The sequence below is a fragment of the Pseudomonas sp. GD03858 genome (assembly GCF_029840925.1).
Taxonomy (GTDB): domain Bacteria; phylum Pseudomonadota; class Gammaproteobacteria; order Pseudomonadales; family Pseudomonadaceae; genus Aquipseudomonas.
In genome coordinates this window covers 40472-53690 of the sequence record NZ_JAOCDM010000026.1, presented here as the reverse complement: position 1 = coordinate 53690, position 13219 = coordinate 40472, and the positions used below count along the sequence as shown (strand labels likewise).

The 13219-nt window shown below is 66.4% G+C and carries 10 protein-coding genes; 9 read left to right on the top strand and 1 reads right to left on the bottom strand.

Going from position 1 to position 13219, the window contains the following annotated elements; all coding sequences use genetic code 11:
- Positions 1-438: 438 nt before the first annotated feature.
- The 8 genes from peaA (at position 439) to N5D48_RS09945 (ending at position 10694) form a co-directional block, all read left to right on the top strand.
- Entirely contained in the window at positions 439-2004 is a 1566-nt protein-coding gene (peaA, locus tag N5D48_RS09980) for a quinohemoprotein amine dehydrogenase subunit alpha (protein ID WP_279883653.1), read from the top strand.
- Between the two features lie 36 nt (positions 2005-2040).
- On the top strand, positions 2041-3471 hold the full coding sequence (gene peaB, locus N5D48_RS09975) for a quinohemoprotein amine dehydrogenase maturation protein (RefSeq protein WP_279883651.1): 1431 nt from the start codon (positions 2041-2043) through the stop codon (positions 3469-3471).
- Position 3472: 1 nt separating this feature from the next.
- On the top strand, positions 3473-3796 hold the full coding sequence (gene qhpC, locus N5D48_RS09970) for a quinohemoprotein amine dehydrogenase subunit gamma (protein WP_028692088.1): 324 nt from the start codon (positions 3473-3475) through the stop codon (positions 3794-3796).
- A 19-nt stretch (positions 3797-3815) separates the two neighbouring features.
- The gene (gene peaD, locus N5D48_RS09965) at positions 3816-4937 is read left to right on the top strand and encodes a quinohemoprotein amine dehydrogenase subunit beta (RefSeq protein ID WP_279883643.1); all 1122 of its coding nucleotides are present in this window, start codon (positions 3816-3818) and stop codon (positions 4935-4937) included.
- Between the two features lie 180 nt (positions 4938-5117).
- Positions 5118-6818 carry an AMP-binding protein gene (locus tag N5D48_RS09960; protein WP_279883641.1) on the top strand — a complete coding sequence of 567 codons (1701 nt, stop codon included), beginning with the start codon at positions 5118-5120 and terminating at the stop codon, positions 6816-6818.
- Between the two features lie 63 nt (positions 6819-6881).
- Entirely contained in the window at positions 6882-7730 is an 849-nt protein-coding gene (locus N5D48_RS09955; RefSeq protein WP_279883639.1) for a helix-turn-helix transcriptional regulator, read from the top strand.
- A gap of 68 nt (positions 7731-7798) precedes the next feature.
- On the top strand, positions 7799-9289 hold the full coding sequence (locus N5D48_RS09950; RefSeq protein ID WP_279883637.1) for an aldehyde dehydrogenase: 1491 nt from the start codon (positions 7799-7801) through the stop codon (positions 9287-9289).
- A gap of 22 nt (positions 9290-9311) precedes the next feature.
- Entirely contained in the window at positions 9312-10694 is a 1383-nt protein-coding gene (locus N5D48_RS09945) for an aspartate aminotransferase family protein (RefSeq protein ID WP_279883635.1), read from the top strand.
- A gap of 65 nt (positions 10695-10759) precedes the next feature.
- On the opposite strand, the gene N5D48_RS09940 is transcribed toward N5D48_RS09945, so the two are convergent.
- Entirely contained in the window at positions 10760-11542 is a 783-nt protein-coding gene (locus tag N5D48_RS09940; RefSeq protein ID WP_279883633.1) for a helix-turn-helix transcriptional regulator, read from the bottom strand.
- A gap of 297 nt (positions 11543-11839) precedes the next feature.
- Between N5D48_RS09940 and N5D48_RS09935 the strand changes: the two genes are divergently transcribed.
- Positions 11840-13204: an APC family permease gene (locus N5D48_RS09935; protein WP_279883631.1), complete on the top strand. Its 1365-nt coding sequence runs from the start codon at positions 11840-11842 to the stop codon at positions 13202-13204.
- Positions 13205-13219 lie beyond the last annotated feature (15 nt).

Here is a 13219-nt window from a genome sequence, read left to right as displayed (position 1 = left end):
AGGCCATGGTTGCCCGCCTTGGTGCATGCCTCAAGTCAGGCGAGGCGCCAGCAGTGCCCGCCTTGATACCGCGTCGTGCCAACAAGGCGGACCAGGTAATGGCACTGGAGAGACTGGCCCGAAACAAATGTAGGAGCGGCCTTGCGTCGCGATGCGCCGCGCGGGCGGCGCTCGATCTGATAGGCGCTGCAACCCTTTCGGCGAACACCCACCGCCGCCCCCGGAAAACACTGTCTCAAGGTGAAACACCTGGTCGCGAAATGGCACGCCCCTTAACCGCCAACCTGCCTCGCCTTGGCCCCTGGTCTAAGCTCAACCCTTTGACGCACAAAGGGTTAAGCGCATCTGGCACAGTTCCTGTATCACCACTGTCAGATGCACCGCGCAGTTCCCTGGCGTGCGAATAACGATAAGAACAATAACCGTGGAGGTCTGATCTTGAAGACGACTCGACTCCGGCGGCAGGCGGGCACACTGGCGCTGGTCGCCACCGCCCTGTTGTCCGCCCAGGCCATGGCGGCCGAACAGGGCCCGAGCCTGTTGCAGAGCAAGTGCATGGGGTGCCATATCCCCGAGGGCAACGACAGCTATAGCCGCATCAGCCACCAGCGCAAGACCCCCGAAGGCTGGCTGATGAGCATCGCCCGCATGCAGGTGATGCACGGCTTGCAGATCAGCGACGACGACCGCCGCACCCTGGTCAAGTACCTGGCCGACAAGCAGGGCCTGGCGCCCAGCGAGACCGAAGGTGTGCGCTACGCCATGGAGCGCCGGCTGAACACCGTCGAACACTTCGACGATCAGCTCAGCCAGATGTGTGGCCGCTGTCACTCCGGCGCCCGGGTCGCCCTGCAGCGGCGCCCGGCCCAGGAATGGGAACACCTGGTCAACTTCCACCTCGGCCAGTGGCCGTCCCTCGAGTACCAGGCCCAGGCCCGCGACCGCGACTGGCTGGACATCGCCCTCAAGCAGATGGTGCCGGACCTGGCCAAGCGCTTCCCCCTCGACGACCCGGCCTGGGCCGAATGGCTCAAGGCGCGGCCCGAGTCCAAGGTCCTGGCCGGGCAGTGGGCGTTCAGCGGCCATATGCTGGCCAAGGGCGACGTGCGCGGGGTGATGATCGTCAGCGCCGAGCAGGGCGATACCTTCAAGGTCGAGGTCAAGGGGGCCTATGCCGACGGCACGCCGTTCAACGGCAGCGGCTCGGCGATCCTCTACAACGGCTATGAGTGGCGCGGCAACGTCAAGGTCGGCGAGGCCAACCTGCGTCAGGTGTTCGCCGCCATCGACGGCCAGATGAAGGGCCGCATGTTCGAGGCAGAGCACGACGAGCGCGGTCTGGACTTCAGCGCCGCCAAGACTGGCCAGGGCCGTTTGCTGGCGGTGCAGCCGGCGTACATCAAGACTGGCGGCGACAGTGAGATCACCCTGGTGGGCAGTGATCTGGCCGGCAAGCCCGACCTGGGTGCGGGCGTCGAAGTGACCGAGGTTCTGGAATCGACGCCGACGCTGATCCGGGTCAAGGCACGTGCCGCCAGGGATGCCGCCGCCGGCCAGCGCGAGGTGTCGGTCGGCGCACTCAAAGGCGTGACGCTGGCGGTGTACGACACGGTCGAGGAGGTCAAGGTGGTGCCGGCGTTCGCCATTGCCCGCATCGGCGAAAACGGCGCCTCGGTGCCCAAGGTCCAGGGCCGCTTCGAGGCCGAGGCCTGGGGCAGGGACGCCAGCGGCCAGCCGCTGCGCATCGGCTACCTGCCGGCCAGCTGGAAGGTCGAGCCATTCAACGAGCGCGCGGTCGAGGACGAGGACGTCAGGTTCGCCGGGGAAATGCGGGCCGACGGCGTGTTCGTGCCGGGCGGGGCGGGGCCCAACCCCGCGCGCAAGATGATGACCAACAACGCCGGCAACCTGAAGGTGATCGCCACCCTCGCCGACGGCGGCCAGCAGGGCGAGGGTCACATGATCGTCACCGTGCAACGCTGGAACAATCCGCCACTGCCATAGGCATCAACCTGACGCATCGAATCCCGGGAGGTCGCCATGGGCGCACTACTGAACCTGGTCGAACGCAACCTGCACGAAGTGCAGGTGGATGCCGACCGCATGCTGTTCCATATCCCCAGCAGTTCGCTGTTCGCCGCCGACGCGGTGACCGGCGGCATCATCGACGCGCTGCGCCAGCAGGGCTGTTCGGCCGAAGAGCTGACACAGCGCCTGGGCCAGCGCTTTTCCGGGCAGGACATCGAGGAAACCTTGCGCGAGCTGATCGCCCTGGAAGTGGTCAGCGACGGCTCGCCGCTGACCCCGGAGATCGCGCTGAAGCAGGTCGAGCGCACGGCGCTGAACACCGTGGTGCTCAACGTCAACACCGGCTGCAACCTGAGCTGCACCTACTGCTACAAGGAAGACCTCGACAAGCCGTCGGCAGGTCGCAAGATGAACACGGCCACCGCCGAGGCCTCGGTGGAGATGCTGCTCAAGGAGTCGCCCGACGAGCAGCGTTACAGCGTGGTGTTCTTCGGTGGCGAGCCGCTGTCCAACCGGGCGCTGATCGAGCACATGGTGGCTTACTGCGAGCGACGTTTCGCCGAGGCGGGCAAGCAGGTCGAGTTCATCATGACCACCAACGCCACTTTGCTGACCGAGGAGATCATCGACTGGCTCGACGCCCACCGTTTCGGCTTGTCCGTCAGCATCGACGGGCCCAAGACCGTGCACGACCGCAACCGCATCACCGTGGGCGGGCAGGGCACCTACGACGTGGTGCGACGCAAGGCCGACATGCTGCTGTCGCGCTACCGCAGCCGGCCGGTGGGCGCGCGGGTCACCCTGACCCGCGGCATCACCGACATCGAGACCATCTGGAACCATCTGTTCAACGAACTGGGCTTCGCCGAGGTCGGCTTCGCCCCGGTGACCTCCGGCGACATGGCCGACTACAACCTCACAGGCGACGAGCTGGTGCAGGTGTTCGCCAACATGAAGGCCCTGGGCCGACGCTACCTGGAGGCGGCACTGGAGCACCGCAACATCGGCTTCTCTAACCTGCACCAGCTGATCACCGATATCCACGAAGGCCACAAGAAGGCCCTGCCATGCGGTGCCGGGCTGAAGATGCTGGCGGTGGACCATGAGGGCGAGCTGAACCTGTGCCACCGCTTCACCGGCTCCAGCCTGCCGACCTTCGGCAACGTGCACCAGGGCGTGAAGCAGGCGCAGCTCAATGATTTTCTCTCGCAGCGCCTGGACCGCAGCGGCACCGGCTGCGACAGCTGCCGCATCCGCAACCTGTGTTCCGGCGGCTGCTACCACGAGAGCTACGCCCGCTATGGCGATCCGCAGCACCCGACCTACCACTACTGCGAGCTGATGCGCGACTGGGTCGACTTCGGCATCGAGGTCTACAGCCGCATCATGGCCGTCAACCCGGCCTTCATCGATCGCTACATCACTCCCAGGAAGGCGCACTGACATGAAGCACCTCAAACCGCTGAACAACAAGGCGCGCATCCTCGAACAGGCCGCCGCCGAAGACCGCGTCGACGAAGTGCTGGCCATGAGCGCCGTGGCTGGCTGCACCGCCACCACCGACCCGGGCTGGGAAGTGGACGCCTTCGGCGGTGTCAGCTCGCTATGCCAGCCGATGGAAGCCGACCTGTACGGCTGCTCCGACCCTTGCTGGTGGCCGGCCCAGGTGCCGGACATGATGAGCACCTACCAGGACTGGAACGCCCAGGCGAGCAACTCCGCCGAAGACTGGCGCAACCTCGGCACCGTATTCCCGAAAGACAAATAGAACGACAAGGGGAAACCGCATGAAAGCTGGATTCTGCGCGCAGCTCGCGCTCACCGTCGCCGCCACGGCCTGCGCCTGGGCGGCCCAGGCCGATGATGCAGGCCCGGCCTTGAAGGCCGGCCATGAATACCTGATCGCCACCAACTACCCGAACAACCTGCACGTGGTCGAGGTGGCCAGCGACACGCTGTACAAGACCTGTCGCCTGCCCGATGCATTCGGCCCGGGCACGGCCATGATGGCGCCGGACAATCGCACCGCCTATGTGCTGAACAACCACTACGCGGACATCTACGGCATCGACCTGGACAGCTGCAGGACCACCTTCCACGCCAGCCTCTCCAGCGTGCCGGGCGAGGTCGGCAAGGCGATGTACTCGTTCGCCATCAGCCCCGACGGCAAAGAGGTGTACGCCACGGTCAACCCGACCCAGCGCCTGAACGATCACTACGTGGTCAAGCCGCCGCGCCTGGAAGTCTTCAGTACCGCCGATGGCCTTAACGCCAAGCCCGTGCGCAGCTTCCCGATGCCGCGCCAGGTGTACCTGATGCGCGCCGGCGACGACGGCAACCTGTACGTGGCCGGGCCGGACATCTACAAAATGGACGTGAACACCGGCAAGTACAGCGTCGCGCTGGCGCTGCGCAGCTGGAACCGCCCAGGCTACAGCGCCCCCGACGTGCTGTACTTCTGGCCGCACCAGAGTTCGTTGCATGAGTTCTCGATGCTCTACACCATTGCGAAGTTCAAGGATGCCAAGCAGGACCCAGCCAGCGCCGAGCCGCTGTACGGCTACCTGAGCATCGACCTGAAGACCGGCAAGGCCCACACCCAGGAGTTCGCCGAGCTGACCGAGCTGTACTTCACCGGCCTGCGCTCGCCCAAGGACCCGAACCAGATGTACGGCGTGCTCAACCGCCTGGCGCGCTACGACATCCAGCAGAAGAAGCTGGTCAAGGCCGCCAACCTCGACCATACCTACTACTGCGTGACCTTCGACAAGGCCGGCGACAAGCTCTACCTGGGCGGCACCTTCAACGATCTGGCGGTGTTCGACCCGAATACGCTGGAGAAGGTGGGGAATATCAAGCTGCCCGGTGGCGACATGTCGACCACCACGCCGCAGGTGTTCATCCGCTAGCGGCCCGGGATTACACATCTCCCTGTAGGAGCGGCCTTGCCGAGGCGTCGGACCGGTCGGAAAGGGCCGCAAAGCGGCCCCAACAATATTTGCATCAACGCTGAAATCCAGGGGCTGCTGCGCAGCCCTTTCGCGACACAAGGCCGCTCCTACAGGGATCGCAACAACAAGAGAACCCCAATGAGCCAGTCCAGCTACAGCCAGGGCAAGGCCGACAAGCCCTTGCTCACCCACTGCATCGGCGACGCCTTCGACGCCACCGTCGCCCGCTTCCCCGACCGCGAGGCCCTGGTGGTCCGCCACCAGCACCTGCGCTACACCTGGCGGCAGCTGGCAGACGCTGTCGACCAGCACGCCTGCGCCCTGATGGCCCTGGGCCTGCAGACTGGCGATCGCCTGGGCATCTGGGCACCCAACTGCGCCGAGTGGTGCATCACCCAGTTCGCCAGCGCCAAGATCGGCGCGATCCTGGTCAACATCAACCCGGCATATCGCAGCAGCGAACTGGAGTACGCCCTGGGCCAATCGGCCTGCCAGTGGGTGATCTGCGCCGATGCCTTCAAGACCTCCGACTACCACGCCATGCTGCTGGACCTGGCGCCCGAGCTTGGCGCCTGCCGGCCCGGCGAGCTGCAAAGCGCGCGCCTGCCCGAGCTGCGCGGGGTCATCAGCCTGGCCGCCACGCCAGCCAAAGGCTTCCTGGGCTGGTCGGCGTTGCAGACCCGCGCCGGCGAAACCGACACCGGGCAACTGGCCGCGCGCCAGGCCAGCCTGCAGCGGCACGAGCCGATCAACATCCAGTACACCTCCGGCACCACCGGCTTCCCCAAGGGCGCGACCCTCAGCCACCACAACATCCTCAACAACGGCTACATGGTCGGTGAAAGCCTTGGGTTGACCGAGCACGACCGGCTGGTGGTACCGGTGCCGTTGTACCACTGTTTCGGCATGGTCATGGCCAACCTCGGCTGCATGACCCACGGCAGTACCCTGATCTACCCCAACGACGCCTTCGATCCGCTGCTCACCCTGCAGGCCGTGGCCGAGGAGCGCGCCACCGCGCTGTACGGCGTGCCGACCATGTTCATCGCCGAGCTGGATCACCCACGCCGCCGCGAATTCGACCTGTCCAGCTTGCGCACCGGCATCATGGCCGGCGCCACCTGCCCGATCGAGGTGATGCGTAGGGTGATCGACGAGCTGCACATGGCCGAGGTGCAGATTGCCTACGGCATGACCGAGACCAGCCCGGTGTCGCTGCAGACCGGCGCCGCCGACGACCTGGAGCGTCGGGTGACCAGCGTTGGTCGTACCCAGCCGTGGCTGGAAAACAAGGTGATCGACCATGCAGGACGCACGCTGCCTCGCGGTGAGATCGGCGAGCTGTGTACCCTCGGCTACAGTGTGATGCTCGGCTACTGGGACAACCCCGACGCCACCGCCGAAAGCATCGACAGCGAGGGTTGGATGCACACCGGCGACCTGGCGGTGATGGACGGCGAAGGCTATGTGCGCATCGTCGGCCGCAGCAAGGACATGATCATCCGTGGCGGCGAGAACATCTACCCGCGGGAGCTGGAGGAGTTCTTCTTCACCCACCCGGCGGTGGCGGACGTGCAGGTGATCGGCATCCCGTGCAGCAAGTACGGTGAAGAAATCGTCGCCTGGATCCGCCTGCACCCCGGGCATGTGCTGGGCGAGGAGGAGCTGCGCGAATGGGCGCGGGCACGCATCGCGCATTTCAAGGTGCCGCGCCATTGGCGGTTCGTCGACGCGTTCCCGATGACGGTCACCGGCAAGGTGCAAAAATTCAGGATGCGCGAGATCAGCATCGAGGAGCTGCGGGCCGAGCCAGGCGTCGGTGCTCACCCCGAAGGGTGATGGCCGACGCGCCGCCCCCGTGAAACAATCCGCCCCGTACTTTCCCTGGCGCGGACGACAACAATGAACAGAGCCCGGCTGAACTCACCCGACTGGTACGCGCGGATAGCCTGCGTGGTCGATGCCATTGGCACGCCCGGCTTCGTCGACCAGCTGTTCGCCGCGCTCAACAGCCTGGCGCCATGCCAGGCCATCACGGTATTTCTCTACCCGCGCACGGGCCTGCCGTCGGCCCTGTTCGCCAAGGACGACGAGGGGCCGTGGTTGCCCGAGGGCAATGTGCAGAAGTACCTCGAAGGCTACTACCTGCTGTGCCCGTTCTACCGCGCCTGCATGGATGGCGTGGCGGCAGGCTGCTATCGCCTGAGCGACGTCGCTCCCGACCATTTCAAGCGCAGCGAGTACTACACCGCGTTCTACCAGCACGCCCACCTGGAAGATGAGCTCAACTACCTGGTGCCGCTGGACGACCAGGTGGCCATTGCCGTGGCCCTGGGCAGCACCCGGCGCCTGGGCAGCCGCCAGGTGGCAGAGCTCAAGTGCATCGCCGCCTGGGTGGTGGCGGTGGTGCGTCGGCACTGGGGACACCTGGGCGGCGGGGCGCTGGGCGGGCGCTTCGAGAGCGTGCTGGGGCGGCAGATCAATGCGGCGCTGAACAACTTCGGCGCCTCGCTGCTCACCGAGCGCGAATGCCACATCGCCCAGTACCTGCTGCGTGGCCACTCCACGCGCTCGCTGGCCGAGCGCCTGGGGATCAGCGAAGACACCGTCAAGACCCACCGCAAGAACCTCTACGCCAAGTTGGACATCGCCACCCAGGCCGAATTGTTCTCGCTGTTCATCGCCTCGCTGGCCCAGGCCCAGGAAGGGCTGGGCAAGGACCCGCTGGAAAGCTACCTGCGAAGGCGCTGAGCCACCGCTTCACCTCATTCCGACAACGACAATGACCGGCCCTGCGTGTGGCCGGCGAGGAGACCTGCGTGCATACGAAAGGCGATTGGCAGCAGCGCGCTGCACGGCAAAGCTTCATCACCACCGCGTTGATCGATGGGCGCCCGGTCGCGGCCTTCGACGGCGCGACCTTCGACGCCATCAACCCGGCGACCGGGCAACGCCTAGCCCAGGTGGCCGCCTGTGCCGATCGCGAGATCGACCTGGCGGTACGGGCGGCGCGGCAGGCGTTCGAACACGGTCCCTGGGCGCGCATGGCGCCGGCCGAGCGCAAGCGCGTGCTGCTGCGCCTGGCCGAGCTGATGCTGTCCCACCGCGAAGAGCTGGCCTTGCTCGATTCGCTGAACATGGGCAAGCCGGTGATGGATGCCTACACCATCGATGTGCCCGGCGCGGCGCAGGTATTCGCCTGGTATGGCGAGGCGCTGGACAAGCTCTACGACCAGGTGGCGCCTACCGCTGGCAGCGCCGTGGCCATGATCACCCGCGAGGCGCTGGGCGTGGTCGGCGCCGTGGTGCCGTGGAACTTCCCGCTGGACATGGCCGCCTGGAAAGTGGCGCCGGCCCTGGCCGCAGGCAACAGCGTGGTGCTCAAGCCCGCCGAGCAGTCGCCGTTCTCGGCCCTGCGCCTGGCCGAACTGGCCCTCGAAGCCGGGCTGCCGGAAGGCGTGCTCAATGTCGTGCCGGGCCTGGGTGAAAGCGCTGGCCGCGCCCTGGGGCTGCACCCGGACGTGGACTGCCTGGTGTTCACCGGCTCGACCCAGGTGGGCAAGTACTTCATGCAGTACTCGGCGCAGTCGAACCTCAAGCAGGTGTGGCTGGAATGCGGTGGCAAGAGCCCGAACCTGGTGTTCGACGACTGCCGCGACCTGGACCTGGCGGCGCAGAAAGCGGCCTTCGGCATCTTCTTCAACCAGGGCGAGGTGTGTTCGGCCAATTCACGGCTGTACGTGCAACGCTCGATTCACGACGCGTTCGTCGAGCGCTTGATCGACAAGGCCCGTCAATGGCTGCCGGGCGATCCGCTGGATCCGGCCAGCCGCGCCGGCGCCATCGTCGATGCCAGCCAGACCGCGCGCATCGAGGCGGCCATCGCCCAGGGCCGGGCGCAGGGCGCGCGCCTGCTGTGCGGCGGCGAACGCCTGAGCGTGAACGGCTCGCAGAACTTCATCACGCCGACGATCTTCAGCGAGGTGCGTCCGGACATGGCCCTGGCCCGCGAAGAGATCTTCGGCCCCGTGCTGGCGGTGAGCGCCTTCGATGACGAGGAACAGGCCATCGCGCTGGCCAACGACAGCGTCTACGGCCTGGCCGCGTCGGTCTGGAGCGACGACCTCAACCGCGCCCACCGCGTGGCCCGACGCCTGAAGGCCGGCACCGTCTCGGTCAACACCGTCGACGCGCTCGATGTGAGCGTGCCCTTCGGCGGTGGCCGCCAGTCCGGCTTTGGCCGCGACCTGTCGCTGCATTCGTTCGACAAGTACACCCAGCTCAAGACCACCTGGATCCAGCTGCGCTGACCTTCATCCGAGGAGAACAACCATGAACGCACCTTTCACCGCCAAGCGCGACACCCGCGACTACCAGGCCAGCGACGCGGCCCACCACATCCACGCCTTCCTCGACCAGAAAGCGCTCAACGCCGAGGGGCCACGGGTGATCACCCGTGGCGAGGGCCTGTACCTGTGGGACAACGACGGGCGTCGCTACCTGGACGGCATGTCCGGCCTGTGGTGCACCCAGCTCGGCTATGGCCGCAAGGACCTGACCGCCGCCGCCGCCGCGCAGATGGACCAGCTGGCCTACTACAACATGTTCTTCCACACCACCCACCCGGCGGTGATCGAGCTGTCCGAGCTGCTGTTCAGCCTGCTGCCGGGGCACTACAGCCACGCCATCTACACCAACTCCGGGTCCGAGGCCAACGAAGTGCTGATCCGCACCGTGCGCCGCTATTGGCAGGTGGTCGGCAAGCCGCAGAAGAAGGTCATGATCGGCCGCTGGAACGGCTACCACGGCTCGACCCTGGCCGCCACGGCGCTGGGCGGCATGAAGTTCATGCACGAGATGGGCGGGCTGATCCCGGATGTGGCGCATATCGACGAGCCTTACTGGTTCGCCGAGGGCGGCGACCTCACTCCGGCCGAATTCGGCCGTCGCTGCGCCTTGCAGCTCGAAGAGAAGATCCTCGAGCTTGGGGCCGAGAACGTTGCCGGCTTCATCGCCGAGCCATTCCAGGGCGCGGGTGGCATGATCTTCCCGCCGCAAAGCTACTGGCCCGAGATCCAGCGCATCTGCCGCCAGTACGACGTGCTGCTGTGCGCCGACGAGGTGATCGGCGGTTTCGGTCGCACCGGCGAGTGGTTCGCCCACCAGCATTTCGGCTTCGAGCCCGACACCCTGTCCATCGCCAAGGGCCTGACCAGTGGCTATGTGCCCATGGGTGGCCTGGTGCTGAGCAAGCGCATCGCCGAGGCGCTGGTGGAGCGGGGCGGGGTGTTCGCCCATGGCCTGACCTACTCCGGGCACCCGGTAGCCGCGGCGGTGGCCGTGGCCAACCTCAAGGCGCTGCGTGACGAGGGTATCGTGCGCCAGGTCAAAGACGATACCGGGCCGTACCTGCAGCGCATCCTGCGCGAGGTGTTCGCCGACCATCCGCTGATCGGCGAGGTCCAGGGCACCGGCCTGGTGGCGGCGCTGCAGTTCGCCGAGGACAAGGCCATGCGCAAGCGTTTCGCCAACGAGAACGACCTGGCCTGGCAGTGCCGCACGTTCGGGTTCGAGGAGGGGGTGATCATTCGCTCGACGCTGGGGCGGATGATCATGGCGCCGGCGCTGGTGGCCAGCCGCTCGGAGCTCGATGAGCTGGTGGAGAAGACGCGGATCGCGGTGGATCGCGTGGCGGGAATGGTCGGCAAGCGCTGAAGGCCCCATCGCGGGGCAAGCCCGCTCCCACCGAATCCCGTGGGAGCGGGCTTGCCCCGCAATGCTCAAGGATCCTGCGGATCGTGCCCCAGCGATTGCAGGAACAGCGAGAACAGCTCCGGCTGCGACGAGATGTCCAGCTTGGCGTACAGATGCCGGCGATGCACCTTGATGGTCTCCGGCGAAATGGCCAGCCGCTCGGCCATGGCTTTCGATGAATACCCCCGCAGGATCAGCCGGGCAATCTCCAGCTCGCGCTCGGACAACACCTTCGCCCCGAACAGGCTCATGGCATCGCGCACCATTGCCGGAGCCGGGCGCTGGCCATGGCGCTGCCAGTGCTGGCCCATCAGCGCCAGGACCCAAGGGCTGACCACCGTCAACAGACCATGGCGCGCCGTGTCGAAGCGCTCGCGCGTGCCCAGCGACAGTGACAGCGCGCCAGCATCGCCCAGCTGCAGGATGAACTGCACCTCGTCCTCCAGCACATGGTCGTGGAAATACTTGAGGTAGTACTCGCTCTGGCGGAACTGGTCCGGAGCCACTTCTTCCAGGCGGTGCAGGCCATCGCCGATGCGCTCCTGGCAAGCCTGGTAGAACGGGTCGAGCTGGTACAGGCCGCTCAGATACAGGGCCATGGCCTCGGGATTGCCCTCGCCACGGGCGTCGAAGATCTCCAGCGCGCGAGGCAGGCCGTCGCGCGGGTAGTGCATCGCCAGGGCGTTGTCGAAGGGCAGCCAGTGCTGCAGCAGCAGGATCAACTGCCGCCAGAAGCGCGGCTGGCCGATCTGCTCGATGGTGCGGGCCAGGCCTGCGTGGGCGCTGGTTTCACTGAACAGGTTGTGCATGGGACCCCATAGCTGGCGACTGTCGCAAGTCAGGTCTATCGCAGGCGTGGGAGCGGGCTTGCCCCGCGATATTCCAGGGTTGCCTGGCCCGACGCCGTCGCGGGCAAAGCCCGCTCCCACAAGAGCAGATTTGACCCGCGCTCGCGCAGTCTTGGGATGTTTCCCGTTCCCCGTCAAGAGGCGTACCCCCTTTGGGTAATTGGCCCCATCGCGGCTCCAGCCTACAGTCCAGCCCAGGTCCAGCGGCCGCGCGACCGGTTTTCCCCTCACAACCATAACAACCAGAGGAAAAACGCCATGAGCTCCAGCGAAGAGCCCGCGAGCGCACTCAAGCAGCGCCTGGGCGTGTTCGATGTGGTCGCCATCACCGTGTCGGCGGTTACCCCGGCCAGCTCCGTGTTCGTCATCGCCCCGTTCGCCATCCAGCAGGCCGGCAGCGGCGCCTTCCTATCCTTTCTCATGGCCGCGGTGCTGGCGCTGATGTTCGCCTGGTGCTACGCCGAGCTCGGGCGGGCCCACAGCTCGGCAGGCGGCGAGTACGTGTATGCCAAGCGAGTGTTCGGTGGGTTGGCCGGCTACGCCACCTTTCTCACCGTGCTGGCCTCGATGCTGTTCATCCCACCGGTGCTCGCCGCAGGCGCCGCCACCTACCTCAACAATGCCCTGGGCACGCGCTTCGACACCCAGGCGGTGGCGTTGGTGATCGTGGTCTCGAGCTATGCGCTGGGCATCCTCAATATCCGCCTGAACGTCTGGATCACCGGCCTGTTCCTGTTCTGCGAGGTCGCCGCGTTGCTGGTGATCGTGCTGCTCGGCTTCGGCAACGCCAGCCAGCCGGTGGCCAGCCTGCTGCAACCGCAGATGCTCGAACAGGGCACGCTGGTGGTCGCGCCCTGGGCGCTGGTGCTGGGCGCGGTGGGCATGGCGCTGTTCGCCTTCAATGGCTACGGTGGCGCGGTGCTGCTGGCCGAGGACATGAAAGACCGGGGGCGCACCGTGCACCGGGCGGTACTGTGGTCGCTGCTGGTGGTGGTCGCCATCGAGGTGATCCCGCTGGCGGCGCTGCTGATCGGCGCGCCGTCGCTGCAGGCGATGCTGGCCAGTGGCGACCCGATCGGTTACCTGCTGACCGCCCATGGCAACGAGACCCTGGCACGGCTGGTCAGCGCGGGGATCTTCCTGTCGGTGTTCAACGCCATCGTGGCGATCGTCATCCAGGTCGGCCGGGTGGTGTACAGCAGCGGTCGCGACGCGATCTGGACCCCCGCGCTCAACCGTGCGTTCACGGTGATCCATCCGCGCTGGGAGTCGCCGTGGCTGGCGACTTTGTTCCTGGCCATACCGTCGGCGCTGCTGAGTTTGTCCGGCAGCCTGGAGGAACTGACCTCGTTCACCGTGCTGCTGTTGCTGCTGATCTATCTGGTGGTGGCGTCCTGCGCCCTGTGCAGCCGGGTACTGCGCCGCGACCGCGAACACCCGTACCGCATGCCGCTGTGGCCATTGCCGGCACTGCTGGCGGTCAGCGGCGCCGGCTGGCTGCTGGTGACCCTGCTGCGCGAGGCGTCGTTGCGCGACCTGTTGATCATGCTCGGGCTGCTGGCGGTTTCGGTGACCTTGTACAGCACCCACGGCCGGCTCAGCCCGACCTTCCAGAAATTGTGAAATCCAAGGAGTACA

Bases quoted from the DNA above. Each gene is read 5' to 3' on its own strand.
- peaB (WP_279883651.1), top strand. From the start codon at position 2,041: ATGGGCGCACTACTGAACCTGGTCGAACGCAACCTGCACGAAGTGCAG.
- qhpC (WP_028692088.1), top strand. From the start codon at position 3,473: ATGAAGCACCTCAAACCGCTGAACAACAAGGCGCGCATCCTCGAACAG.
- peaD (WP_279883643.1), top strand. From the start codon at position 3,816: ATGAAAGCTGGATTCTGCGCGCAGCTCGCGCTCACCGTCGCCGCCACG.
- N5D48_RS09960 (WP_279883641.1), top strand. From the start codon at position 5,118: ATGAGCCAGTCCAGCTACAGCCAGGGCAAGGCCGACAAGCCCTTGCTC.
- N5D48_RS09955 (WP_279883639.1), top strand. From the start codon at position 6,882: ATGAACAGAGCCCGGCTGAACTCACCCGACTGGTACGCGCGGATAGCC.
- N5D48_RS09945 (WP_279883635.1), top strand. From the start codon at position 9,312: ATGAACGCACCTTTCACCGCCAAGCGCGACACCCGCGACTACCAGGCC.
- N5D48_RS09940 (WP_279883633.1), bottom strand. From the start codon at position 11,542: ATGCACAACCTGTTCAGTGAAACCAGCGCCCACGCAGGCCTGGCCCGC.
- N5D48_RS09935 (WP_279883631.1), top strand. From the start codon at position 11,840: ATGAGCTCCAGCGAAGAGCCCGCGAGCGCACTCAAGCAGCGCCTGGGC.